Here is a 25,156-nt window from a genome sequence, read left to right on the forward strand (position 1 = left end):
GCCCTTTCTTTGCCAATGAAAAACACCCCCTAGATAGTTATATTTTATCACTTCCGGGGGTGTTTTTTATTTCGTTCCTTTTCTTGGGTTCAGTCCACTCTAATGGTTTTCCAAAATCTAATTTATCATTAGAATAGGCGGTTTAATCTTCTACGTTAAAAAAAATGGCCTAAACGGCCATTTTTTAGGAGCAAAAGATATTGATTTTTCTTGACAAAGGTTATATTTTTAGGATTTTTTTAACTTCTTTTAGGTGAGTTTTTCCTATAGGAAGTAATTTTTTGTTTTTCATTTCAAGAGAGATAGGTTCTTTAATAAATTTTTCAATGAAGTTGAGATTTATGATATATGATTTGTGGATTCTAACAAAGTTTTGTGGAAGATCTTTTTCTAAACTTCCAAGACTTTTGTAATGCTTTATTACATATTCATCGTTTTTTGTAATTGCGAAGATATTTTTATCAAAATATTCAAAATATAGTATATCATCAAAGCTTAAAAAAATTATTTCATTGTTGTTTTCTGCAGCAATCGTATTAATAATATTTTTTGTGCGTAATTTTTCTTCTATTCTTTTTATAGTTTCAAGAAACCTGATTTCTGACACAGGTTTTGTTAAATAATCAAGGGCATTAACCTCAAAAGCTTCAACGGCGTATTCTGAATAGGCAGTAACAAAAACTATTTCGTACTTATCAAGGCACTTTGAAGCTTTAATGCCGTTTATAGATGGCATTTCAATGTCTAAAAAAATAACATCAGTTTTTTTATTTTTTTATTTTTTAAAAACTCTTCAACGCTTTCAAAGCAACCTACTATTTCAAAATCTGTCATTTCATTTATTAGATCTTTCAAACTTTCTCTTGCATAGTATTCATCGTCTATAATAGCTACTTTTATCATACAGCTTCACCAACCTTTATATTACTGCTTTTAATTTTTATTTCAACTGTTGTTCCACCAAAGATTCCGTTTTTTATAGAAAAATTATAATCTTCACCGTATATTGATTTTAATCTTTTTTGTATTAGCTCAAGCCCTTTTCCTTTTTTATTTGAAGATTTAAAACCTTTACCATTATCTTCAACAGAAATTTTTACATAGTTATCGATGCTTTCAACGTTTACTTTTATTATCAACTCATCTTCCTTCATTCCGTGTTTTATAGAGTTTTCAACAAGGGGTTGTAGTATAAAAGGTGGAATTTTTATTGTATTTTCAACGTTTACCGTTATTTCATAACTTAATTTATCTTTGTACCTTAATTTCATTAATTCTAAATAGTTAGTTGTGAATTTTATTTCGTCTTTTAAAGAAACAAATTTTTTGTTTTCATATAGGGTATATCTTAATAGTTCTGAGATGTTGTCAATAAAATAATTTACTTTATCAGGTTCCTTTTTTGAGATATATTTTATGGCATTTAGTGTGTTAAATAGAAAGTGAGGGCTTAAGTTAGACATTAATTCTCTTAGTTTTTCTTCAGTTGCTAGCTTTAAACTTTCATTAACTCTAGCCAATGAAATAATTAGTGATAATGTCTGAGCAAGTTTTTTTCCAAAGATTATGTCAGAATTTTTAATTTCGCCTTTTTTTGAATAATATAATTTCAAGGTTCCAATTAATTCATTATTTAAATCCGTTAGAGGGATTATTATTCCAGAATAAAGCGGACAATTGTAAGCAGAGCAACTGATCCCTTTTTTTCCAACAACCTTTAAACCATGTCCGCTTTCAATTACTTTTTTTGTTGCATTGGTTTGTATGTTCATTCCAGTAACGTGGTGATCACTACCAATGCCTACATGAGTCAATATTTTATTTTTATCCGTAATGGCTACGGCATCAAAATTTGTGTTGTTTAATATTGTCTCTGCTATTAATTTTGCGTTTTTTTCGTTAAAACCTTCTTCAATAGAACTTAAACTTTTTTCCATTATGACAAATATAGAGTTTATTGTATTTTCTGCTGTTTGCTCCAATTGTTCTTCTATATTTTTAATCATGTAATTTAAAAAAGAAACACCAAGAGAATTTGTTATTACCATTGGGAAAAGTATTTTAAATGTTATATCAAAGGCAAGAGAATATGGTTTTACCATAACCAAAACGTATGTAAGGTGTACGATTTCAATTAATACAGTATAAAGGAGTGTTCTAACGAATGTAAAGTGTTTTCTTCCATAAAGATGTGAGATAAAGCCACTTATAATTCCTGCGGTTATTGTTCCAAGAAAACATGGAATAACGGTTATACCACCTAAAAAGAGTCTAAAAATTGAAGATATTAAAGCAGCAATTAAACCGGCAGGTATTCCTCCTAGCATTCCTGCAAAAATAACTCCAATATCTCTGTAATTGACTATGGCACCATTATATCTGATTCCAAAAACTGTTCCTAAGATTCCTAAAAATCCTCCGATAATACCTAAAACAAGTCTATTTTTTGCAACTAAGGTTTTACCAAAAATATTTTTGATAAAATAACTTTGAAAAGTTATATATGTAATTACCAATATTAAGGAAACCCTTTCAAGTAAAATTAAACTTATATTTTCTAGCATGGATCTCTCATCATCGCCCTTTCACCAAAATCTCCTAAATCTTTTAACTCGCAATTGCCAAGTTTTTTTGCTTTCACCTTTGCATCTTTGTAAAAGTTTAAAGTTATGAACACTTCAACATTTTTAAGGTCTTTAAGCATTTCTTTAGCTTTTCCTTGCGGTTCTTTAGCTGTATATATTAAAACTTTTTCATACATGTTCAAAACTTTCTTAATGCCCCTTATATCGATAACCCCTAAAGCAGTACCGTATAAAATGAGAGTTTTAATGTTATCACATCCTTTTTGTTTTTATTTCCAGCTTATATTGTATCAAATAAAAAACATTAAAGGAAATTCCTGTATTTTACAGGAATTTCCATTATTTGTAAATATTTTCCTTTTATTATCTTTGATAAGGTATAAATTAGCCTTTTAGACCGCTGCTAACAAGGCTTTTAACGAATAGATTTTGAATGAGGAAGAATACTAAAAGGGTAGGTGCAAGAACAATCATAGTACCTGCCATAATTGTTCCCCAGTTGTTTGCAGCTTCTGCATCAATTAACATTTTTACTCCGATTTGTGCTGTTTTCATTTTATCATCCATTGTAACAACAAGAGGCCACAGATACATGTTCCAGGCATATACAAAGTTGATTAATGCAGCTCCTCCGATCATAGCTTTTGATAATGGAAGTAAAACTTTGAAAAGGTATTGCATTGGACTTGCGCCATCTATTCTTGCTGCGTCACTTAATTCCATAGGAATGGTTCTAAAGTGTTGCCTCATTAAAAATGTATTTGTAGCACTTGCAGTAAATGGGATTATTAAAGCATAATAAGTATTTACCCATCCCAGAGATTTCATTAACAAGAAAAGAGGAACAATCATTACTGTTTCAGCTGGAAGAAATAGTGTAATAAACAAGGTAGCAAAAGCGACTTTCTTGCCTTTAAAGTTAAAATTTGCAAAAGCATAACCTGCTAAAATCCCGGTTATTAGCTTTCCAAGGGTTATAAACAAAGCTACTATAGCAGAATTAATTATCATTCTTCCTAGTGGCACAAGTCTTAATGCTTCTTTATAGTTTTGCCAATATAAGCTTTTTGGTATTATTTTTGGAGGAAAGCTAAATACTTCAGCAGGAGTCATAAAACTCATCATAAAAGCAAGGAAAATTGGAGAAAACATAATAATTGTAACCAAGATTAAAATGATTTCTGAAATAATAAAGGAAACTTTATTTTTTCTATTCACAATTATCACCTCACTGATAATGTACACCTTTTTCAACAAATCTAAAGTAAAGATATGTAATTATTGACATTACACCAAACATTACTACTGATTCAGCAGCTGCAAGGCCGTTGTCTTGGAAAGCAAATCCATCCAGATATAACCTGTAAATCATTGTAGTTGTACTTCCCAATGGGCCTCCTCGAGTCATAATATCTATAATTCCAAAAGAGGAAAACATGGTTGTGGTAAAGTTCATTATAAATAGATAAAAGGTAATAGGAGTTACAAGTGGGAATTTAATTTTCCACATTCTAGTCCAAGAGCTTGCCCCATCGATGAGGGAAGATTCTAAGATTGAATCTGGAATATTTTGGAGAGCAGCTATGTAAAAGATCAGATCAAATGGTAGCATTTTCCACACGGTTGCTGCTATTAATGCGATCATAGCATATGGCACAGTTGTTAACCAGTCAACGTCTATATGGAAGATAACTTGAAAAAGATAGCTCAAAAGACCTGCAGTTGGAGTAAACATCATTGACCAAAGGGTTGCAGAAATTGCTGGTGAAACTGCATATGGTGAGAACATTAAAGTTCTAAAAATTCTAGTACCAGGTAAGTTTTTAACTAATAGTTGTGCTATTAGAAATGCAAGAAATATAGTAATACCAACACTAGAAAGTGAGTAGATAAAAGTTGTTCTTAAAACTTTATAATACTCACTATCGGTAAATAAATCAATATAATTGTCTAGTCCAACAAAAATAGATTTATCACCAAAGAAAGATTCTTGAAAGAAGCTCAATTTAAAAGAATTAAAGGCTGGAAAATAAATAAAAAGAATGATTATTAAAAAGGTTGGAACTAACAAAAGATATGGTGTTAGTTTTCTCAAGACAACACCTCCTATTTCTATAAAAGCGCCTCCAAAAAGGAGGCGCAACTAAAAATTAATAAAAGAACTTATTATTCATATAGCCTATTGTATTTCTTCAATGCTCTTGTAACTTGATCAGCTGCCCAATTGAGAGCTTGGTCAACTGTCATTTCACCGTTTATAACTTTCTCGTATGCTGTTTCTATAATTTCTCTTGTTTCTGGGAACACTCCAATAATTGCACCGTTTGTATTAGGTGTTTGTTTTGAAAGAAGGAGTTGGAATATTGCTGTTAAGTAATTTGGATGATCAGCGTAGAATCCTTCCATTAAAAGTTGTTCTAATGCATCTTTCCTTACAGGGAAGTAACCAGTTTCAAGGTGCCACTTAATTTGTTGTGCAGGTTCTGTCATCCATTTTACAAATTCCCATGCAGCATCGATTTCTTCTTTTGGATGGTTCTTAAGAATCCAGAGTGAACCTCCACCTATTACAACACCACCCTGGATAGAAAGGCTTGGTTTTGGCAAGAATGCAGTGCCAACTTCCCAACCATTTTCTTTTGCGGTATCAGTTATGAATTTAACATCTGAAGTTGAGTAAAGTAACATAGCAGCTTTACCGGAGAGGAATATCTGTCTTGCCCCGCTCCAATCTTCTCTCTTTGTGTTTATTAATAATCCTTCTTTAGTCATCTTTGCTAATAGTTCGAAAATATTTTTACCTGCTTGACTGTTGAATACAGCCTCGGTAGGTCTTTTGTCTCCTCTACCATTGTCATAGTTTACTAGTGGTGCATCTTGAACTGCCATAAGTTGTTCAAAGAACCAAGAGTGTGTTGGCCAAGTTAAACCATATCTTATAATATTTCCATCTTTGTCCTTTTTGACCAATTTTCTGCTATATTCAATTAATTCGTCGAAGGTTCTTGGTGGTCTATTTGGATCTAACCCTGCTTCTTTAAAGAAAGTTTTGTTGTAGAATAAAATAGCATTTGAAGAATTAAATGGCATAGAATAGAGTTTTCCGTTAACTGTGTAATAATTTAGAACTTGAGGTAAGAAAGCTCCTAAATCAATACTTGGATCTTTGGCAATAAGATCTCCTATTGGGACAGCTATGTTTCCATCGATCATAGCTCTTGTTCCTATATCGTATATTTGTACAACATGTGGTGCATTCCCAGCTTTTACAGCTGCAATTGTTTTGTTGAATGTATCTCTGTAAGATCCTGTGTACTGAACGTTTACTTGGATATCTGGGTGAGTTGCCATAAATTCTTTGGCCATGTTTTCAAGAAGTTCAATTCTCCAACCACTCATAGCATGCCAAAATTCAATAGTTACTTTTGAAAAGCTGAGTATACTTATAACTACAAGAATTAAAACCAACAGCTTTTTCATTTTCAATCCCTCCTTTTTTTAAGTTGCGGATTAATTATACAATAATTTAAATTAATAAGAAAAAGTATGAATTTTACAGAAACTAAAAGTTATAAAAACAATATTGATAATAATAAACTATAATTAAAAGAGAGCAACAATATCTAATTTACATAAAAATTAATCTGGTTTTAAATATATAAAGTAACTAGATTTGAACTTCTCAAAAAGATTTTATTAAATGTATATTTAATTTGTTTTTGGAAATATTAAGATATATTAAGGTACAAAATTAATTTTTTCTATTAAAGTGATGTATAATTGTTTTGTATAATCACATTAGTGGGGGTAATAATATGAAAAAATTTTTTGTGTTTTTCTTATTAACAACCATAGTACTTTCTTTTTCTTTTAGCTACTTTAGAACACCAGATGTTTTACTTTATCCAAATAGAACTATATCGTTTTATTCAGATGAGCCTGTTTCAGTAAGAGTATACAAGTTTGATATAACTAAAGAGATATTTGAAAAGAATTTAAAAGATGGAAAATCAGTAAGATTTTTGCTTGAAAAGTCTGATGAAAAAGTGTTTTCAATAATTCTTCCACAAAGTCCAGGGGCATATTATGTTGTTTTGGAGGGAAAAGATAAATATGTCTCCAATTTATTTTTTCTTACAAACTATGAAGCCTTTGTAGCAAGCAGTGATAAGGAATTTTATTTTTCGGTGTATGATTTAAAAGAAGGAAAATTTGTAAATAGGCTTTTCTACTTTGATGATGACTTTTTAAGGAGTATTACAGGACCTGTTTTTAAAGCTGATATAGAAAAATACAAAGGAAAAGTCTTTTTTTATGAAAACAACGTAGTCTTTATCTCAAGGTATTCTGCATACAATCCTTATTCAGAAAAAAAGGTTTTGGTGTTCTCAGATAAGCCTATTTATAAACCTGGTGATGTGTTAAGGTTTAGGGTTAATTTATTTAAAAGAGAAGGTAGTAAATACGTTCCATATTCGTCGAAAATATTAGTCCATTTAAGAGATCCATTTTCAAATGAGATTTTTTCTCAAGAGTTTAATACGGATGATTTTGGAGGAGTATCATTTGAATATAAGACAACAGATGAGATAATAACTGGAAATTATGTATTAACAATAGAAGAGAAGGGAAAAGCTTTAGGTTATCACTACTTTTTATTGCAAGATTATGTAAAACCTACTTACACAATAGAGCTTACCCCTTCTGCCACACAATCTATTGTAGGACAAACTGTTAACGTAAAACTTTCTGCAAGGTATTTAAATGGAGATCCAGTAAAAATGGCTCAAGTTCTTTTTTATGCGTTTAGAGATGGTAGGTTGATTAATAAAACTAAAGCAGTAACAGATGAAAATGGACAGGCATTGTATGGATTATATCTAAAAGAAGGTGGATATTATCGTATACAGTCTCTTGTAGTGGATGATTCAGGAAGGCAATATGAAAAACAAGTTTTTATAGATGCAAAAAAAGATAATGTAAGTATAGATGCAAAGATAAACAACAATAAGTTGAATTTGTACATAACTGATCTTTCAGGCACGCCACTAAATGGAGTTGCTTTGATTAAAATAAACGAAAAAGAAGAATATGTAACAGTTTTAGATGGAAAAAGTTTCTTGAATTTGCCAAAAGATACATGGTATGTTGAAGTTCAATTTGGAAAGGAAAGAAAGTTAGTATTTAAAAGATACAGAGAAAGCAATGCAGGAATATTAACTGTTGATAGAGATAGTATAGAACCAGGCGGAAAGGTAAAAATAACGGTAGAGCCGAAAGACGATGTTGGAGTGTTAGTTGCCGGTGGTACAAATATTGATGTGTTTAAGATCATAGATAATAAGCTGGAAAGTGTAGAGATTAGTATTCCAAAAGAAGAAATATCAGATGGATATTTTATCTCTTATTATGGATTAAAATTTAATGATAATATAAAGATAAATATTTTGCATGATAGGGTAAGAAAATTAGAAATAAAGACAAATAAGGATATTTATAAACCAGGTGAAATTGCTAAAGTTTCTTTTAAAGATTCAAAATCATTAAAAGTGGTAAGCATTGCCGATGAAGGTCTCTATCTTTTGTCTGATAGGGGTTCTATTATAAACGACTTATATCCAAGACTTTATTATTCAACTTTTGAAGTCTATAAATCTTCGAAATATATTTATTTAGACTATCTAAGCCGATTTGAGAATGAAAAAGAAAAGCATATATTTGCAAGTTCGAAGGAATCGGAAGAAAAAAACATTAGAGAGTATTTCCCGGAAACTTTGTACTGGAGTCCTAATCTTTTTGAAGAAAATTTAACCTTGAAAGTACCAGATAGTATAACAAAATGGAGAGTTCTAGCATATGAAATCTCAAGTGACTACATTGCAGAAGGAAGTGCAACGTTTGTAGTTACAAAGCCATTTGAGGTGAAATTATTTGTTCCAGAATTTTTAACAAATAATGATCAACCAGATTGTGTAATTTATGTAAAAAATTATACCGGAAAATCAGGAAAAGTTGAGGTGAAATTGAATGTTAAAAATGCAACTTCAACTTTTGAAAGTGGTGTTTTTAATATAGAACGTGATTTAAGAATACCATTTTCACTTAAGGGTGTTAGTGGAAAAAATGTAGATCTTATTTTGGAAGCATCTTTGAATGATGAACATGACGCTATAAAGATTAAAGTGCCTGTGAATGCAGCTTATATTGAAAAAGTATCAAGCAAAGTTTTAAGGATAAAAGATAAAATGGAGTTTGAAAAAGATGTAGATATAAAGGTTATAAATAATTTAAAAGATTTACTTGCTGAATCTATTGAGAATTTGATAACTTATCCTTACGGTTGTACTGAACAGACTATGAGTTCTTTTTATCCAGCTTTGGTTGCAAAGAAAATATTGGAAAGAAAAGACATTGATGACATAGTTTTAAAGGGGCTTCAGAGAATTTTAAAACTGCAGCACAGAGATGGTGGTTGGGGTTGGTGGTCTAATGATAAAAGTGACGTTTATATGACTAGCTATGTTTTAGAAGGATTATATTATGCAAAACAGAATGGATATTACTTTCCACAAGTTTCTTTGGATGAAGCAATAGGTTATCTAAAAAAACAAGAGTTAAATGGATATGCAGTTTTTGTGTTAAAGTTATACGGAGAAGAAGTAGACTTTAAATCAAAAAATATTATTGATGAAATATTTACCACCCCAGAAAAAGTTTTAAAATATGCAAAAGTTGGAGAAAATTTTGCATATATAGAGTCGAATGGATTTTATTCTTCGGTATATCTTACAAGCTATGCGTTAAGACTTCTGTCTTTGGAAGAAAAATATCCGGATTTAAGAGAAAAAATGGTAAATTATCTTCTTTCGAAAAAGAACGGTCCCTTCTGGTATTCGACGAAAGATACAGCTGCTTCTATTCTTGCAATTCTTGAGAGTGATAGTTTTAAAGACATAAAGAGTGATATAACAGTTAAAAGTGAAGGTGGAAAAGTAATTGTAAGTGGTGAAGGATTCATTGAAGTAAAACAAACTGAGAGAATTGAAAAAGAAGATCAATATCATGGAATAAAGTTAAAAACAGAAATTTTTAAAAGGTATGAATTTTTATTCGATGGAGAGTATATCGATGCGTTTTTACCAGTGGAAAGCAGTTGGATCCCAATTAGTATGGAATTATTTGATTCAACACTTGTACAGATTTCAAAAGTGCCTAGAGAAATATCAATGTTGTTGAATGAAGGCACTCCACTTTCTTTTGAAAATGGGAAGTTGGTTGTAGAAGGACCGTTTAAATTTGTGGGAAATGAGTATAGTTTTGATAAAGGATACTATGAAATTCAATTTGTGGAAAATGATAATTTTGAAATTCAAAAAGGCGATTTTTTAAAGACGCAAATTACCATTGATGGTACAGGAGAATATTTAGTGGTTGAAGAATATCTTCCTGCATGTGCACAGGTTAATAAATATTACTATGAAAAAACACCGGAGTATTACAGTAAATTTTCGTATAGATGGTATGAAGATAATAATATATGGTACAGCTATAGGGATGTAAAAAAAGATAGGGTAGCATTTTTTATTAGATACCTTACTCCTGGAAAACTTACATATTACTGGAGAGTGACTTCTAGTGGAAAATATATTAAAAAGCCTACGTACGTTTACAATATGTACTACGAGGATACTTACGCTATCTCTCATATTGATACCTTTGTTATTAAATAGTCAAATTTTGTTTGAAAAACAAATTCCAGATTTGGTATTAATAAAGTTAGATGAATTTTTAAGCCAGGCAAGTATTACAATTCCTAAAAGACCTGTTGTTATATTTGAAAGTAGGTCGTTGCAGGAATTTAACAAAATTACAGGAATGCCTTATAGCATTGGAGGAGTATATTTTGATTTTAAGATAATTTTGCAACCGATAAATATCTTGACGAAAAAAGGAGTATATGAGAAAGTATTACTTCATGAGTTATTGCATTGGGTATTATATGGTTTAGATGAAAAATACCAGGAAGGTTTGATATATTGGTGGTTGAGAGAATATGATAGAAAAGAAGTTGAAGATTTTCTTAATGTTTTTGATGGCAATTTGCACAACTTTATTATTTCCCATTGGAATGAATGAAGGATTTTCAAAGCTTGCATTAGACTTGAATGATAGTTTAAATTTTAGACTCTGGTTTGTCTCGATTGCCCTTGACAACGTAGATAATGAGCACCCCTCGTTCAAAACAAAAGATTGTGCTGGTTTTGTATTTTATTCATTAAAAGAGGCATTAAAAAAGCATGACATGAACTGGATAAAAAAAACAGGATACAGGGGGCCGATTTTTGAGGATGTTAAAAAATACAACTATCCTGATACTCCACTTTCAGTTAATATCTTTTTTGACGGAAAAGATTTTGTGCCGTATGTTACAGCTTACAATCTTTTAATGTATAACGTTGAATTTGTTTCTTTTGAAAAAAAGCATGCAAAAGTTGGCGACCTAGTTTTCTTTTTTCACCCAGAAGATCCAGACTTTCCATTTCATGTAATGATTTATACAACAAATGGTTTTGTTTACCATACAGGACCAGGTGGAGAGATAAGATATGTAAGGTTTGAAGATATGATGCTTGGGGATATGACATGGCGGCCAATAAGGCTTAATAAGGCGTTTTTGGGATATTTTAGGCTAAAATTTTTAAATGATTGATTGTAAAAAAAGAGTGATGCGAATGCATCACTCTTTTAGATATTTGTTAAACCAATTTGTTATTTCTCTTAGGCGTGTTATTCTGTTTTTTGGTTTTCCACTTCTGCTAAGATCGTGATTTTCGCCTTTTAAAATAACAAGACGACTTTCAACTCCAAAATATTTGAGAGAAGTAAACATTTGAATTGCTTCTGCAATCCAGCATCTATAATCTTCATCTGAGTGAATGAAAAGTGTAGGAGTTTTAACTTTATCTGCATATTTCATAGGAGAATGCCACCAGAGCTTTTCAAAATTGTCCCATGGGGTAGCTGATTGCTGATCTGCTACAAAGTAGTAACCTATGTCTGTTGTTGCAAATTTAGATATCCAATTAGAAATACTTCTTTGAGATACAGCAGCTTTGAATTTATCTGTATGACCTATTATCCAATTTGTCATAAACCCACCGTATGAACCACCAGTTACTCCTAACCTTTCTTTATCGATAAATGGATATCTTTTTAATGCTTCATCTACAAAGCTCATTAGATCTTCATAGTCTACTGTGCCGTATTTGCCTCTAATATCTGCAAATTTATTGCCTCTTCCGTCGCTTCCTCTTGGGTTTGTAAACATAACTACATAGCCTTCACTTGCCCATATTTGCATTTCGTGAAAGAAAACTTCTCCATATACAGTCTTTGGACCACCATGAATATCTAATATTGCAGGATATTTTTTTCCTTCTTCAAAATCTACTGGTTTAATAATCCAACCTTCTAGTTCAATTCCATCTTTGTTAGTGAATGTAAACTTTTCTGGTTTTGATATTTTTCTTTCATTTACAAGCCGTTCATTAAAGAACGTTACTTGTTTTTCTGCTTTTTCAAGCTTGTATATTTCTTGCAATTTAAAATTTTTTAGGCCAATGAAATAAATTTCTCCATTTTTTACGTCAAATCCATCGATTGAGCCACCATTTACTGTAAGTTTTTCTATTTTACCAGTTTTATCTATTCTATTTAAGTAGGAACTACTATATTCAGTGGTTACAAAATAAAGGTAATTTTCGTCGACAGCAGCATTATTGTAACTACCATATCTGCAATCTGAACCGACACTGTTTCTTATACTTAAATCAAAATTAGGAGTTAATAATGTGACTTTTTTTGATTTTGGATCAAGAAGATAAAATTTTGGATTTTCATTTACTCCAAAATTTTTCATGTCACTTCCAGCAAATATAATTGAATCATCTAAAAAGTAAGCGTATGCATATCTAAATGGATCATCATGAGTTAGCTTTTCTTTTCCTTTGGTTTCTAGGTTATATATAAACAAGTCTGAGCGTATCTCCATTTTATCTTTATATTCATTTGAAATAAATAATATATTTTTTCCATTTTTTGCAATATCAAAATGTGAAACATTTTCATACTCTCCAGATATTGGAATAATTTCTTTATTTTTTAAATTGAAAAGATATAACCTGGTTCTTTTTTTGTTTGTAAAACCTGCACCATTAGACCAAAATGGTATTTCATCTAAGATAATGTAATCTTTGTCGTTGTCATATATATTATATTCACCAAGAATTACAAAATTTTCACTGTCGAGCTTTTTAATTTTTTTAACAATTAGTGGTATTTCAAAATATTTTTCAGCTTCTCCACCATTTACATTAATCTTGTAAAATACAGTAAATATCTCTCCATTTTCCTTTCTTTTTTTATCTTTTTCATCTCTAATTGATGGAAAAAGAATTGTTTCATTATCAAGCCATATAAAACTACTTTCCTGACCAAAGGTTGTAAGTTGAAATGCCTTTTTACTTTCTGTGTTATAAACCCAAATATTTGAAACATAATTGTTTTCCTCTTCATTCATTTTGTGAACTACAAAACCAAGGAACTTTCCATCAGGCGAAAAAGAAAGGCCTGAAATAAATTTAAATTTTAATAAATCATTAATAGATAATTTTTCCATATTCATCCCTCCCCATATTATTATACAAAAATATTTCTAACTTGACAAAGATATCAAAAAAAATGTATAATATGTTAAAAATAACAAAATCAAACAAAAATTAACAAATAATAACAAGGTGATATTATGCTTCGAATTGAAAGATTAGAAAAAATACTTCAGGAACTTAAGAAAAATGGTTATGTAAAAATTAATTCTCTTGCTGAAAAATTAAAAGTATCCCCAATGACAATTAGAAGAGATCTCAACATTTTAGAAAAGAAAGGAATTGTTTATAAAACTCACGGAGGAGCTTTCTTACATCAATCTTTATCAAAAGAAATCACATATGATAGTAAGAAAAAAACTAACATTGAAGAAAAACAAAAAATAGCAAAGAAGGCTTTGGAATTTATCTCAAACGATTTAACTGTTTTTTTAGATGCTGGGACAACCACTTATGAATTAGCTAAATTACTAACAGAATTTGAAAATCTAACAGTGTTCACTTCCGATTTAAACATTGCTTTGTTTCTTTCAAAATCTAAAAATAAAGTCTTTATGTTTGGCGGAGAAATACAAAAAGAAACAGGAAGTGTTTTAGGTTCTTTAGCTCTGGATTTTGTTAAATCATTACACTTCGATATAGCGTTCTTGGGTACTTCAGCAGTTAATAGAAAATGGCAAGTAGTTACTCCAACCCCAGAAAAAGGCCTTTTAAAAAAACAAATTATCAACAACTCACGTAAAACTATTTTATTAGCTGATAGTACAAAATTTTTCATTGATTCTCTTTATTCAATTTGTTCATTAGAAGATCTTGATGCAGTAATTACCGGAAAAACTTTTTCTCAAGAAGAATACAATGAAATTATTAATTTGCCAATTAATCTAATAAAAGTATAAGGAAGTGAGAAAATGGCTAAATATTTTATCATAGCTGATGATCTTACAGGTGCAAATGCTAGCGGTATACTTTTAAAAAAATTAGGTTTAAAAACTTTATCACTTAAAAAGGAAAAACAACATGAAATTGAAAATTATCTTCCAGATTATGATGTTATTACAATATCAACCGAAAGTAGGGGAATAGAAAAAGAAAAAGCATATGAGGCTGTAGCAAATATTGCATTTCAAATTAAAAATAAGAATTTTAAATTGATTAACAAAAGAATTGATAGTACATTAAGAGGCAATATAGGAGCTGAAATTGATGCTGTTTTAGATAGTTTAAAAGACTTTGTGGCTGTTATGGTACCAGCATTTCCAAGTTCTGGAAGAATTACCATAGGAGGCAGACTTTTAGTTAATGGCATTCCTTTACATAAAACAGAAGCTGCAAAAGACCCCAAAGCTCCAGTAAAAACTTCCTCTGTAATGGAAATCTTACAAAAACAATCTCAAAAACCTTCCATCCACTTTCCTATCGATTTTTTAAGCCAAAGTGATGAAATTTGTATTAAAACTCTAAAAGAACATCTAAATAAAGGTTATAAAATTTTTGTATTTGATGCCACAGATGAAGAAGATATAGATAAAATAGCTAGAATTTGGATTAATTTAAATATTAAATTTTTCTCTGTTGATCCTGGTCCTTTTACCTATTCATTGGCAAAACAAATGGAAGGAAGAAACGAAAACGACAAAAAAATTCTGATGGTAATAGGAAGTGTTACTGATACAACTTATAAACAATTAAACTTCTTAAAAATAAAAATTCCCGATCTTGAGATTATTAACGTAAATCCAAAAAAACTTATATCAGAAAATGAAAGAGAGAAAGAAATAAACCGAGCATTCCAAAAAACTATAGAAGTTTATGATGAAAAAAATTTAATTTGTGTTACAACAATTAACCATGAAAAGTTAGATTTACAATTTTTATCATCAAAATTAAATCAAAGTGTTGAAAATCTATCTGTTTTGATTAATACTGGTCTTGCTGAAATTGCTCACAAGTTAATTAATTCAAATCTAACTTTTCACGGAATTTTCTCAAGTGGCGGAGACACAACGATAGCGTTGTTGAACAAATTAGAAGCCCATGGTGTTGAACTTTTAGATGAAATTTTGCCATTAGCAGTAGCAGGAAAAATAATTAATGGTATAGCTGATCAAATTAACATAGCAACTAAAGGTGGGATGATTGGTGATGAAAAGGGAATTTATCTTTGCATTAGTCATTTGCAAAAAATGAGTTAGGAGGTGTTGTTTTTGAAAAAGCCAATTATAGCTATAACCATGGGAGATCCTGCAAGTATTGGTCCGGAAATAGTAATAAAATCTTTAACTCATCCAGAAATTTATGAGATTTGTAAACCTTTAATAATAGGAGATAGAAGTGTTATTGAAAAAAACCTTGAATTTTTAAAACTTGATCTAGAAATAAAATCAATTAATGAGCCAGACGAAGGAATTTATAAATATGGAACGCTATCAATGATAGATTTAAACAATGTTGACGTTTCAAAACTTAAATTTGGAGAAGTTAGTGCAATGTCAGGTAAAGCATCTTACGAATATATAGTTAAATCAATTGAACTTGCAATGCATAAAAAAGTCGCTGCAGTTGCAACTGCTCCAATTAATAAAGTTGCATTAAAAAAAGCAAATGTTAATTTTATTGGTCATACAGAAATTTTTGGAAACCTTACCCATTCAAATGACCCACTAACAATGTTTGAAATAGAAAATGAGATGAGGGTATTTTTCCTATCACGACATGTTTCTTTAAGAACAGCTTGTGATTTAGTTAAAAAAGATAGAGTCTTAGATTACATAATTAGATGTAGCGAAGCTTTGAAAAAAATTGGAATATCAACAGACAAACCTTTAGGTGTTGCCGGTTTAAACCCACATGCTGGAGATGAAGGACTATTTGGAAGAGAAGAAATTGAAGAAATAATTCCTGCCATTGAAGAAGCCAAAAAATTAGGTTACAACGTTGTTGGCCCTATAGGTGCAGATTCAATTTTTTATCTTGCAAGAAAAGGAAATTTTTCAGCTGTCCTTTCCATGTATCATGACCAAGGACATATAGCAACAAAAACCCTTGATTTTAAGAGAACAATTTCTATAACATTGGGTATGCCAATATTAAGAACTTCCGTTGACCACGGAACTGCTTTTGATATAGCAGGAAAAGGAATAGCTGATGAAACAAGTATGTTTGAAGCTATCAAATTGGCTGCTAAATATTCTATTCATTTTATCCAATAAATGGGAGGTGTAAAACATGACAGCTGTTAACGAAGGGCAGCTTATTTTTGGTCTTATTGTAGGAATTATCTTGCTTCTTGTAATGATTCTTAAAACAAAGATCCATCCATTCCCAGCACTCATTATCTCTGCTGCTGCAATAGGGGTTATTGGGGGCTTACCACCAAGTTCTGTAGTAAATTCTATAACAAAAGGTTTTGGAGGTACTCTGGGAAGTATAGGTATCATTATTGGTTTTGGAATTATGATGGGTCGTATTTTTGAAATCTCTGGTGCAGCTGAAACAATGGCTAGAACATTTTTAAAGTGGTTAGGAAAAGGAAAAGAAGAAGTTGCTCTTGCTTTAACTGGTTTTGTAGTTTCAATTCCTATTTTCTGTGATTCAGGTTTCGTTATTTTATTCCCATTGGCTAAAGCTATTTCTAAAAACACTAAAAAATCAATTATTTCACTTGGAGTTTCAATGGCACTTGGTCTAGTTATTACTCACTCTCTTGTACCACCTACTCCTGGTCCTGTTGGAGTAGCAGGGATTTTCGGAGTTAGTGTTGGTTCAATGATCCTTTGGGGCCTTGTATTAGCAATTCCAATGTTAATTGGAGGCTTATTATACGCAAACTGGCTTGGTAAAAGAATTTATCAAATCCCAGCAGAAAATGGAGAAGGTTGGGTAAGACCTTCAAATGCCAAAATTGAATATAAAGAATTAGGAAAAGCAGATAAAAATTTACCTTCACCTTTTGCTTCATTTGCCCCACTTATCGTTCCAATAGTATTAATTCTTATACAAAATATTGCAAAACTAGTTGGTGTATCAGGTGTTTGGAAAGAAATTTTTGGTTTTGTTGGTTCTCCAGTAATTGCAGTTGGAATAGGTCTATTAATCGCCATTTATGGACTTGCTGGTAAAGTAGAAAGAAAAGAACTTCTTGGTCAATTAGAAAAAGGAATCAGATCAGCTGGTATTATAATTTTTGTTACAGGTGCTGGAGGAGCTCTAGGAATGGTTCTTAGAGATAGCGGAATTGGAACTGTAATTGCTGAAGCTATTTCTAAAACTTCTCTTCCTCCAATTTTATTACCATTTATAATTGCTACACTTGTTAGATTTGTACAAGGTAGCGGTACTGTTGCAATGATTACTGCAGCTTCTATAAGTGCTCCTATTATTGCAAATCTTAGTATAAATCCACTTTTTGCAGCTTTAGCTGCTAGTATAGGTTCTTTGTTCTTCTCATATTTCAATGATAGTTATTTCTGGGTTGTTAATAGAATGATGGGAATTGAAGATACAAAAGAACAAATTAAAGTTTGGTCAATTACAACTACTATTGCTTGGGGTATTGGTTTAGTTGAATTATTAGTTATTAGTTTGTTTGTGTAATTTTTTAAAAACTGTCAATTTAAAAGGGGCTTTTAAGCCCCTTTTTTTATTTGAAAATTTATTGAATAATGCATAAGTTTGCATACTCATGCATACTTATATAAAACCGTGTTTAATTTTAATTTTCATACTTTATTAATTTTACGCAAAATTAATTCAATTTAAACAAGATGGAAAACTTTTAAAAAGCGTGATAACATTAATTTGGAGGATTAGAAAAATAAGGAGGTAAAAGATATGAGAATAGTTAGTTGGGGACTAGGTGCAATGGGAAGAGGCATTGCAAAAAATATTATTGAAAGTAAAAATATGAAACTTGTTGGTGCAATTGATTTAAATCCAGACCTATTGGGAAAAGATGTAGGAGAATTTTTAAATATTGGAAAAATTGGCGTTAAAATTAGTAATTCAAAAGAAGTAATTGAAAAAGTTAATCCAGATTTAGTAGTTATTGCAACTTCATCTTTTGTAAGTGACGTTCTACCACAAATCGAATATGCCGTCAAAAACCATGCAAATGTTGTTACAATTGCTGAAGAGATGGCATATCCGTTTGATTCTCATAAAACAGAAGCTGAATATTTAGATAGTCTTGCAAAAAGATATGGTGTCACAGTTCTTGGTACAGGGGTTAATCCTGGCTTTGTTTTAGATACACTTATTATAGCCCTTACAGGTGTATGTAAAAGGGTTGATAAGATTGTTGCAAGAAGGATTAACGATTTATCTCCTTTTGGAAAAACAGTTATGGAAACTCAAGGCGTTGGAACAACACCTGAAGAATTTGAAGAAGGTTTAAAGAAGGGAACAATCGTTGGACATATAGGTTTTCCACAAAGTATAGCAATGATTGCAAGGGCGCTTGGTTGGAACATTACAAAGATAGAACAAGAAAGAAAACCAATTATTTCAAAAGTACACAGGGAAACACCTGTTGTAAAGGTTGAACCTGGTATGGTTGCTGGTTGCAACCACTCAGCAAAGGCTTACATTGGTGATGAAGTAGTTATTGAAATGCAGCATCCTCAACAAATTCATCCACATCTTGAAGGTGTTGAAACAGGTGATTATATTGAAATATACGGAGATCCAAATATAAACCTTGCAATAAAACCTGAAATTCCTGGTGGAAAAGCAACAATTGCAATTGCAACAAATATGATTCCAATTGTAATTAACGCTGAACCTGGTTTAAAAACAATGGCTGATTTACCAGTTCCAAGGTCAGTTCTATCAATTAAATAAGAAGGTGAAAATATGATTGCTAAGAAGGGAGATTGGGTTCAAATTCAAAAAACCCTTTTAAAGCCTGAAGAAAGAACTGCCCCACTTCCTGAAGATACAAAAAAAGTCCCTCTTCAAATGAGAGTAAAGGGATTTTTAATTAATGAAACAGCGAAAATAGGAGATGAAGTAGAAATTGAAACACTCATTGGAAGAAGAGTTTCAGGAATACTTGTTTCTATTAATCCAAAATACGATCACGATTTTGGTGAACCAGTGCCAGAACTTATAACAATAGGCATTGAACTAAGAAAGATTTTAGAAGGTGATAGCGATGCGTGATTTATCATACGATGCAGTTATTGCACGAAAAAATGAAATCATGAAAAGGGCTGTTGGTATTGACTATGAAAAATATATGATAGGAGAACTTGTTTTTGACTATGAAAAAATGATGCAAGAAGTTGGATATTCGCTTGAAAAGGTTAGAGAAATTCAACAAGAAACTGGTGTTGGAAATACAACACTTGTTGAATTAAAACAAATAAATAGATTAATTAAAAAAATTGCTCCAAAGGGAAAAGGCGCAAGAATATTTATTAAAGATGAGGCAACAAATCCTTCTGGAAGCTACAAAGATAGAAGGGCATCAGTTAGTGTATACCATGCGCAAAAACATGGATACAAAGGAGTTATTGCTGCAACAAGTGGAAACTATGGAGCAGCTGTTGCATCCCAAGCAGCAAAAAGAGGACTTAAATGTATAATTGCACAAGAATGCTACGATAGTAGATGGATTGGCCAACCTGAAATACTTGAAAAGGCAAGATCATGTGAAGCATATGGTGCTGAAGTAGTCCAACTTACTGTAGGCCCAGAACTTTTTTATTATACTCTAGTCCTTTTAGAAGAAACAGGATTTTTCAATGCATCACTTTACACACCATATGCTATTGCTGGCGTTGAAACTCTGGGATATGAAATTGCCATTCAGACAAAAGAAATGACTGGTAAATATCCAGATGCTGTTGTAATTACACATGCTGGTGGTGGAATACTTACAGGAACAGCAAGAGGCCTTAAAAAAGCTGGAGCAGTTGATACACAAATCATTGGTGCAAGCGTAAATTTAAAAGGCCTTCACATGGCAAGTGATAACGATTTTAATAAAAAATATTTTACAACTGGTCATACAGGTTTTGGTATTCCATTTGCAACTTTCCCGGATAGGTCGGACGTTCCAAAAAACGCAGCAAGGGCGTTAAGATATATGGATAGATACCTTCTTGTTAGTCAGGGTGAAGTATTCTACGTTACTGAAATGCTTGCCCAACTTGAGGGAATGCAAAGGGGCCCTGCTGGAAATACTTCTCTTGCAGCTGCTTTTGCACTTGCTCTTGAAATGGATGATGACAAGGTAATTGTGGTAAATGAAACTGAATACACAGGTGCTGGAAAACTTCCATCGGCCCAACTTACTTTTGCAAGAAAAATGGGAATGGAAATTAAAAGAGGAGATCCAATTAAAGAAGACCTTCCAGGAAAAAGAATAGTAATTCCTGAGCATCCTTCTCAAATTGGATATATTGAATTTAATATGGAAGATATAAGAAAAAGCTATGTAAAAGAAGTAATGAAAAGATACAAAAAAACCAAATTTACAAAAGAAGAAGTATCGTTCATGGCAGAAGATACCAATACAACTGAAGATAAAATAAAAGAGTACATTAAAGAACTTGGAGGTGAATTAATTGAAGCCTAGAAAAGATGATTTTTTAGAAAGAAGTAAACACCTACAAAAAATGACAGATGATGAATTAAATCAATATTTCTGGCATTTGGTAGAAAAAGTGGTAGATCCATTAATAAAGCTAGCTGAAACACATACTTCACCATCTGTTGAAAGATCGGTTCTTTTAAGAATGGGATTCAATAGTTTAGAAGCTCGAAAACTTGTTGATATGATTTTCCAGAGAGGACTTCTTTCAAAAGGTGCAGGACACATTGTATGGAAAATAGCTAAAGAAAAAAATCTAGATATCATTGAAGCAGGTAGAGCCCTTATTGAAGGAAAATACTGGGATGATGTAGATAGGATATTTAAAGGGGTGAAAAAGAATGCTTGATCCAAAAAAACCCATTGATATAGATGAAATTTTAAAAGACCTTGATAAATATAGGCCAAGAAGAAAAGGTTGGACCTGGAGAAAAAGACTTCCAGAAGGAGCAAAAATAGGAGAATATGAATATTACCAAGTAAGTGAAAATTTAAAAAATTCCATACCACTTCCAGCAGCACATTATTTTGGCGGAATTGACCCACAACCTGAGGTTGTAATAACTTCTGAAATTGCTTCTGGAAGGTTTGAAGACGATATACGAAGAATGAGAATGGCTGCATGGCATGGTGCAGACCACATTATGGTCATTCGTACCCTTGGCCAATCACATTATGATGGATTAATTGAAGGAACACCCGAAGGAATCGGTGGAATACCAATTACAAGGAAACAACTTAGAGCTACAAGAAAAGCACTCGATTTAATTGAAGAAGAAGTTGGTCGCCCAATTAATTTCCATAGCTATGTTTCAGGTGTTGCAGGGCCTGAAATTGCTGTTTTGTTTGCTGAAGAAGGAGTAAATGGAGCTCACCAAGACCCGCAATACAATGTACTATATAGGGGTATAAATCCAATTAGGTCATTTGTTGACGCTGCTGTTGCAAAAAAAATCATGGCATCTGTTAATATGCTTCAGATTGATGGAGCACATAACGCCAATGCATCAGCCAAACTTGCCTGGACAGTTATGCCAGAGCTTCTTGTACAACACGGTATAAATTGTATGTACTCGCTTAAAGCAGGAATGAAAAAAGAATATATTGCCCTTTCAACAGTTCCACCGGTTGTATCTCCTATGCCAGAATTTAGATACAACCTTCCATATGCTGTAGCATTAAGAGAATTATTTGATGGTTTTAGATTTAGAGCTCAAATGAACACAAGATACATTGAATCAGACCTTTTTGATGCAACAAGGATTCATGTATTAAATACACTTATTTCAAGATTAACATCTGCCGATTTACAATCAACAATTACACCAGATGAAGGTAGAAATGTCCCATGGCACGTTAATTCAATCCGTGGGGTAGAAACAGCAAAACATACACTTGTTGCACTTGATGGAATGAAAAAGTATATAAAATTAAACGAAAAAGAAATAAGGGAAAAAGTTAGAGAATTAAAAATGCGTGCAATTTTAATGCTTGAAGAAATTCTTGAAATGGGCGGCTATTTTGAGGCACTTGAAGCAGGTATGTTTGTTGATAACGGATACTACCCTGAAAGAGTTGGGGATGGAATTGCAAGAAAGAAAGATGGAGAAATTGCTGCTGGTTCAGTTGTTCCAAGAGATGAAGATTATATGGCACCAGTATGTGAGCATTTTGGATACAATAACCTTCCAGAAGGCATCGAAAAACCTTGTGATTTAATTGGTGGATGTACATTACATAACCCAGAAAAAATTCAATTTATCGATGAACTTGACGAGACAGATAATGTAAATTTAAGACTTGAAAAAATACGTGATATGAAAAAAAGAAATGTTATAAAGCCTGAAGTTGAATGGTATTCTGATGGATGGATTCAACTTGATATGACATTTGCTCTTCCTGAAGAATTAGCAGAAGCTGCTGCAATTAAGCTTTGTGAAAAACTTGGGCTTGAAGAACCAACAGTTATTCACAAAGGTGTATTACACCCAGCTGAAGGTACATACATTGAAGTAAAAGCAAAGGTTCCATTTGAAATTAAAGTTGATAAACTTGAAATTCCAAAAAAACCTGAAACACTTCCAGAAGAAGAAATATTTGAATATGTAAAAAATAACCCAATACACGTTGTAGCTGGAACTGTTGGAAACGATGAACATTCAGTTGGATTAAGGGAAATTTTGGATATAAAACATGGGGGAATTGAAAAGTACGGTATTAAATATACCTATCTTGGAACAAGTGTACCTCCAGAAAAACTTATTGATGCAGCAATTGAAACAGGTGCAAAAGCAATACTTGCATCAATGATTATTACTCACAACGATGTACACGTCCAAAACATGAAAAAACTTCACGAACTTGCAATTGAAAAGGGTATTAGAGATAAAGTCCTTATTATTGCTGGTGGGACGCAGATAAACAACGATCTTGCAGTTGAAAACGGTATGGATGCTGGATTTGGAAGAGGAACAAAGGGAATACATGTAGCTTCCTTCATAGTTAAAAAATTAAAGGAAAAAGAAGGTAAATAAATTAAAAGTGCCTGGTTTCTAAAAAAGAAATCAGGCACTTATTTTTTATTCTAAATTTAACGCCTCTAAAAACCTTTCAATTTTTTCTTTTTCAACTTCCATTCCAAGTTTTATATCAGGCGTATTTTTTCTATGAAAATCAGAACCAGCAGTTTTTACAAGATTGTATTTTTCAGCTAGCCTTTCATATTCTTCAATCATTTGAGGCGTATGTTTGGAATAATACACTTCAATTCCTTTAAGTCCGTATGAAACAAGTTTTTTTACAAGCTTTTCTAGTTCCTCTCCTTCAAGATTTGTTTGATATGGATGTGCCATTACAGCAATTCCACCTGCATTTGAAATTAATTCAATTGATTCATCCATATTAAGTCTTTTTTTGTTTTCATAGAAAAGGGCTCCTTTTTTAAGATATTTTTCAAATGCCTCTTTCAAACTTTCAACATACCCTTTTTTTACAAGTAAAGAAGCAAAATGAGGCCTTCCAATATGCTTTCCTTTTGCTTCTTCAATTAATTCTTCCATCGTTATATTAAACCCATGCCTTTGAATTTTCTCTAAAATTATTTTATTTCTTTCAAGTCTATATTTTTTTAGCATGTCAAGTGCCTTATTCAAATTCTCATCATTAACATCAAAACCATATCCAAGTATATGTAGCGTGCTTGGAAACTCAGCACTTATTTCAAGGCCTGGAATAAACTTAATTTCCTTAACTTTTAGCGTTTTAATACCATCGATTGTATCATGGTCTGTAATGGAAATAACTTCTATATTTTCATTTTTTGCCATTTCTATTAATTCATCTGGCGCGTATGTTCCATCTGATGCTGTAGAATGAACGTGGAAATCTACCTTCATATTCTTCCTCCTTAGATTTAACTTTCATATTTTTTTAAAGCTTCAAGAATAAGGTTGTAGTCAAAAAAGTTTAACCACACCCCATGGTCTCTTTTTATATTCATTCCTTTTTGAAGTTGAACTAAAATTCTGTGATATACCTTTTGAACATGCCTTTTTTTGACATGCCCTTTATTCCTTCAGGAAGTATGCCTATAAATACATCTAACGAAAGAACGTCAAAAAGTGAGTCAATATATGCATAGTATTCGTCCTGGCTATTTAACCTACAAACTGCAACAGATAAAGAATTTATTTCAAAAAATTGCGTTTTTGAAATCTGGTCTATTAAACTTTCTTTATCTATTTTTTCAAAATAGATAGTTTCAAGGATTTCTTCAAACTTTCTATTTTTTAAAAACTTAGATAAATATTCAAATTCAGCGCCCCTTGCAGTTCTAAACATCGCTGTGTCTGTATACAAAGCTACTGCAAATGAAAATAATACTTCATCTGATAAAGTAATATTATTTTCAATCGAAATATCGTAAAGGTTTATAACATTTGCACTTGCTTTCCTGTTAAATTTATAAATTGCATTGTTTAAAAATTCAGTATCACGTGCAGGGTGATGATCGAAAATAACGTATGGGATATTTTGAGGGAGAAAATCTACATTTTCATACCTTTCAGTATCATAGATAAAAATCAAATCGTACCTTTTAAAATCTACATTTCCACCAGTTTTGAGGTTTAAAAATTTAATAAGGCCACTAGCTGTTCTAAGCTCAAATTCAGGGATGTAGTAATCTCCTCCAAAAACATTTATACCCCAATAAATGGAAGAAATACCATCACAATCAGATTTTGTATGTGTTGTATGAAGTATCTTTTTATCTTTTGAAAAATCTAATAAATCTTTAAAATCCATTTCTT

The 25,156-nt window shown here is 31.6% G+C and carries 22 protein-coding genes; 12 read left to right on the plus strand and 10 right to left on the minus strand.

Annotated elements, in window-relative coordinates; all coding sequences use genetic code 11:
* Positions 1-220: 220 nt before the first annotated feature.
* The 7 genes from JG780_RS04365 to JG780_RS04395 all read right to left on the minus strand — a co-directional run bounded on the left by JG780_RS04365 (position 221) and on the right by JG780_RS04395 (position 6,065).
* Positions 221-736, minus strand: coding sequence for a LytR/AlgR family response regulator transcription factor (locus tag JG780_RS04365; protein WP_287569323.1), 516 nt, complete (start codon positions 734-736; stop codon positions 221-223).
* An 8-nt stretch (positions 737-744) separates the two neighbouring features.
* Positions 745-903, minus strand: coding sequence for a hypothetical protein (locus JG780_RS04370; protein ID WP_287569324.1), 159 nt, complete (start codon positions 901-903; stop codon positions 745-747).
* Positions 900-2,564, minus strand: coding sequence for a LytS/YhcK type 5TM receptor domain-containing protein (locus JG780_RS04375; RefSeq protein WP_287569325.1), 1,665 nt, complete (start codon positions 2,562-2,564; stop codon positions 900-902). Before JG780_RS04375 ends, JG780_RS04370 begins: the two co-directional genes overlap by 4 nt.
* Complete coding sequence (locus tag JG780_RS04380; RefSeq protein ID WP_004104412.1) at positions 2,558-2,761, minus strand: hypothetical protein; 204 nt, start codon at positions 2,759-2,761, stop codon at positions 2,558-2,560. Before JG780_RS04380 ends, JG780_RS04375 begins: the two co-directional genes overlap by 7 nt.
* A gap of 208 nt (positions 2,762-2,969) precedes the next feature.
* Positions 2,970-3,803, minus strand: coding sequence for a carbohydrate ABC transporter permease (locus JG780_RS04385; RefSeq protein WP_012579683.1), 834 nt, complete (start codon positions 3,801-3,803; stop codon positions 2,970-2,972).
* A 10-nt stretch (positions 3,804-3,813) separates the two neighbouring features.
* Positions 3,814-4,680, minus strand: coding sequence for a carbohydrate ABC transporter permease (locus JG780_RS04390; protein WP_114702914.1), 867 nt, complete (start codon positions 4,678-4,680; stop codon positions 3,814-3,816).
* Between the two features lie 71 nt (positions 4,681-4,751).
* Entirely contained in the window at positions 4,752-6,065 is a 1,314-nt protein-coding gene (locus JG780_RS04395; protein WP_114702915.1) for an ABC transporter substrate-binding protein, read from the minus strand.
* 335 nt (positions 6,066-6,400) lie between these two features.
* On the opposite strand from JG780_RS04395, the gene JG780_RS04400 reads away from it, so the two are divergent.
* The 3 genes from JG780_RS04400 to JG780_RS04410 are packed head-to-tail and all read left to right on the plus strand — an operon-like array spanning position 6,401 to position 11,295.
* Complete coding sequence (locus JG780_RS04400; protein ID WP_287569327.1) at positions 6,401-10,315, plus strand: MG2 domain-containing protein; 3,915 nt, start codon at positions 6,401-6,403, stop codon at positions 10,313-10,315.
* Between the two features lie 31 nt (positions 10,316-10,346).
* Positions 10,347-10,721, plus strand: coding sequence for a hypothetical protein (locus JG780_RS04405; protein ID WP_287569328.1), 375 nt, complete (start codon positions 10,347-10,349; stop codon positions 10,719-10,721).
* Complete coding sequence (locus JG780_RS04410) at positions 10,639-11,295, plus strand: DUF1175 domain-containing protein (RefSeq protein ID WP_232618081.1); 657 nt, start codon at positions 10,639-10,641, stop codon at positions 11,293-11,295. Before JG780_RS04405 ends, JG780_RS04410 begins: the two co-directional genes overlap by 83 nt.
* Positions 11,296-11,322: 27 nt before the next feature.
* Here JG780_RS04410 and JG780_RS04415 read toward each other — a convergent pair whose 3' ends face one another.
* Positions 11,323-13,263, minus strand: coding sequence for a S9 family peptidase (locus tag JG780_RS04415; protein ID WP_287569329.1), 1,941 nt, complete (start codon positions 13,261-13,263; stop codon positions 11,323-11,325).
* A gap of 126 nt (positions 13,264-13,389) precedes the next feature.
* Between JG780_RS04415 and JG780_RS04420 the strand changes: the two genes are divergently transcribed.
* From JG780_RS04420 to oraE, 9 genes are all read left to right on the plus strand, one after another.
* Positions 13,390-14,148 (plus strand): DeoR/GlpR family DNA-binding transcription regulator, encoded by a 759-nt coding sequence (locus tag JG780_RS04420; protein WP_287569330.1) that lies wholly within the window; start codon positions 13,390-13,392, stop codon positions 14,146-14,148.
* 12 nt (positions 14,149-14,160) lie between these two features.
* The gene (locus JG780_RS04425) at positions 14,161-15,444 is read left to right on the plus strand and encodes a four-carbon acid sugar kinase family protein (protein WP_287569332.1); all 1,284 of its coding nucleotides are present in this window, start codon (positions 14,161-14,163) and stop codon (positions 15,442-15,444) included.
* Positions 15,445-15,456: 12 nt separating this feature from the next.
* Complete coding sequence (gene pdxA / locus JG780_RS04430) at positions 15,457-16,461, plus strand: 4-hydroxythreonine-4-phosphate dehydrogenase PdxA (protein WP_287569334.1); 1,005 nt, start codon at positions 15,457-15,459, stop codon at positions 16,459-16,461.
* A gap of 16 nt (positions 16,462-16,477) precedes the next feature.
* Positions 16,478-17,845 carry a GntP family permease gene (locus JG780_RS04435; protein WP_287569335.1) on the plus strand — a complete coding sequence of 456 codons (1,368 nt, stop codon included), beginning with the start codon at positions 16,478-16,480 and terminating at the stop codon, positions 17,843-17,845.
* Positions 17,846-18,082: 237 nt separating this feature from the next.
* On the plus strand, positions 18,083-19,090 hold the full coding sequence (gene ord, locus JG780_RS04440; protein ID WP_287569336.1) for a 2,4-diaminopentanoate dehydrogenase: 1,008 nt from the start codon (positions 18,083-18,085) through the stop codon (positions 19,088-19,090).
* A gap of 12 nt (positions 19,091-19,102) precedes the next feature.
* Positions 19,103-19,411, plus strand: a complete 309-nt coding sequence (gene ortA, locus JG780_RS04445) for a 2-amino-4-oxopentanoate thiolase subunit OrtA (RefSeq protein ID WP_287569338.1) — start codon at positions 19,103-19,105, stop codon at positions 19,409-19,411.
* The gene (gene ortB / locus JG780_RS04450; RefSeq protein WP_287569339.1) at positions 19,404-20,831 is read left to right on the plus strand and encodes a 2-amino-4-oxopentanoate thiolase subunit OrtB; all 1,428 of its coding nucleotides are present in this window, start codon (positions 19,404-19,406) and stop codon (positions 20,829-20,831) included. The genes ortA and ortB overlap by 8 nt, the downstream gene beginning before the upstream one ends.
* Positions 20,821-21,195 carry an ornithine aminomutase subunit alpha gene (locus JG780_RS04455; protein ID WP_287569340.1) on the plus strand — a complete coding sequence of 125 codons (375 nt, stop codon included), beginning with the start codon at positions 20,821-20,823 and terminating at the stop codon, positions 21,193-21,195. The genes ortB and JG780_RS04455 overlap by 11 nt, the downstream gene beginning before the upstream one ends.
* A complete protein-coding gene (gene oraE / locus JG780_RS04460; RefSeq protein WP_287569341.1) occupies positions 21,188-23,380 on the plus strand; it encodes a D-ornithine 4,5-aminomutase subunit OraE in 2,193 nt (730 codons plus the stop codon). Before JG780_RS04455 ends, oraE begins: the two co-directional genes overlap by 8 nt.
* A 45-nt stretch (positions 23,381-23,425) precedes the next feature.
* Here oraE and JG780_RS04465 read toward each other — a convergent pair whose 3' ends face one another.
* Both JG780_RS04465 and JG780_RS04470 read right to left on the minus strand, forming a co-directional pair.
* Positions 23,426-24,241: a PHP domain-containing protein gene (locus JG780_RS04465; protein WP_287569342.1), complete on the minus strand. Its 816-nt coding sequence runs from the start codon at positions 24,239-24,241 to the stop codon at positions 23,426-23,428.
* Positions 24,242-24,362: 121 nt separating this feature from the next.
* Positions 24,363-25,151 (minus strand): DHH family phosphoesterase, encoded by a 789-nt coding sequence (locus JG780_RS04470; protein WP_287569343.1) that lies wholly within the window; start codon positions 25,149-25,151, stop codon positions 24,363-24,365.
* Positions 25,152-25,156 lie beyond the last annotated feature (5 nt).

It is taken from the genome of Thermosipho sp. (in: thermotogales) (genome assembly GCF_020054775.1).
Classification (GTDB): domain Bacteria; phylum Thermotogota; class Thermotogae; order Thermotogales; family Fervidobacteriaceae; genus Thermosipho; species Thermosipho africanus.

Coding starts and splice junctions, on each gene's coding strand:
- ortB (WP_287569339.1), top strand. CDS start 19,404: ATGCGTGATTTATCATACGATGCAGTTATTGCACGAAAAAATGAAATC.
- JG780_RS04425 (WP_287569332.1), top strand. CDS start 14,161: ATGGCTAAATATTTTATCATAGCTGATGATCTTACAGGTGCAAATGCT.
- oraE (WP_287569341.1), top strand. CDS start 21,188: ATGCTTGATCCAAAAAAACCCATTGATATAGATGAAATTTTAAAAGAC.
- ortA (WP_287569338.1), top strand. CDS start 19,103: ATGATTGCTAAGAAGGGAGATTGGGTTCAAATTCAAAAAACCCTTTTA.
- JG780_RS04435 (WP_287569335.1), top strand. CDS start 16,478: ATGACAGCTGTTAACGAAGGGCAGCTTATTTTTGGTCTTATTGTAGGA.
- JG780_RS04465 (WP_287569342.1), bottom strand. CDS start 24,241: ATGAAGGTAGATTTCCACGTTCATTCTACAGCATCAGATGGAACATAC.
- JG780_RS04370 (WP_287569324.1), bottom strand. CDS start 903: ATGATAAAAGTAGCTATTATAGACGATGAATACTATGCAAGAGAAAGT.
- JG780_RS04395 (WP_114702915.1), bottom strand. CDS start 6,065: ATGAAAAAGCTGTTGGTTTTAATTCTTGTAGTTATAAGTATACTCAGC.
- JG780_RS04380 (WP_004104412.1), bottom strand. CDS start 2,761: ATGTATGAAAAAGTTTTAATATATACAGCTAAAGAACCGCAAGGAAAA.
- JG780_RS04365 (WP_287569323.1), bottom strand. CDS start 736: ATGCCATCTATAAACGGCATTAAAGCTTCAAAGTGCCTTGATAAGTAC.
- JG780_RS04375 (WP_287569325.1), bottom strand. CDS start 2,564: ATGCTAGAAAATATAAGTTTAATTTTACTTGAAAGGGTTTCCTTAATA.
- ord (WP_287569336.1), top strand. CDS start 18,083: ATGAGAATAGTTAGTTGGGGACTAGGTGCAATGGGAAGAGGCATTGCA.
- JG780_RS04410 (WP_232618081.1), top strand. CDS start 10,639: ATGATAGAAAAGAAGTTGAAGATTTTCTTAATGTTTTTGATGGCAATT.
- JG780_RS04420 (WP_287569330.1), top strand. CDS start 13,390: ATGCTTCGAATTGAAAGATTAGAAAAAATACTTCAGGAACTTAAGAAA.
- JG780_RS04415 (WP_287569329.1), bottom strand. CDS start 13,263: ATGGAAAAATTATCTATTAATGATTTATTAAAATTTAAATTTATTTCA.
- JG780_RS04470 (WP_287569343.1), bottom strand. CDS start 25,151: ATGGATTTTAAAGATTTATTAGATTTTTCAAAAGATAAAAAGATACTT.
- JG780_RS04400 (WP_287569327.1), top strand. CDS start 6,401: ATGAAAAAATTTTTTGTGTTTTTCTTATTAACAACCATAGTACTTTCT.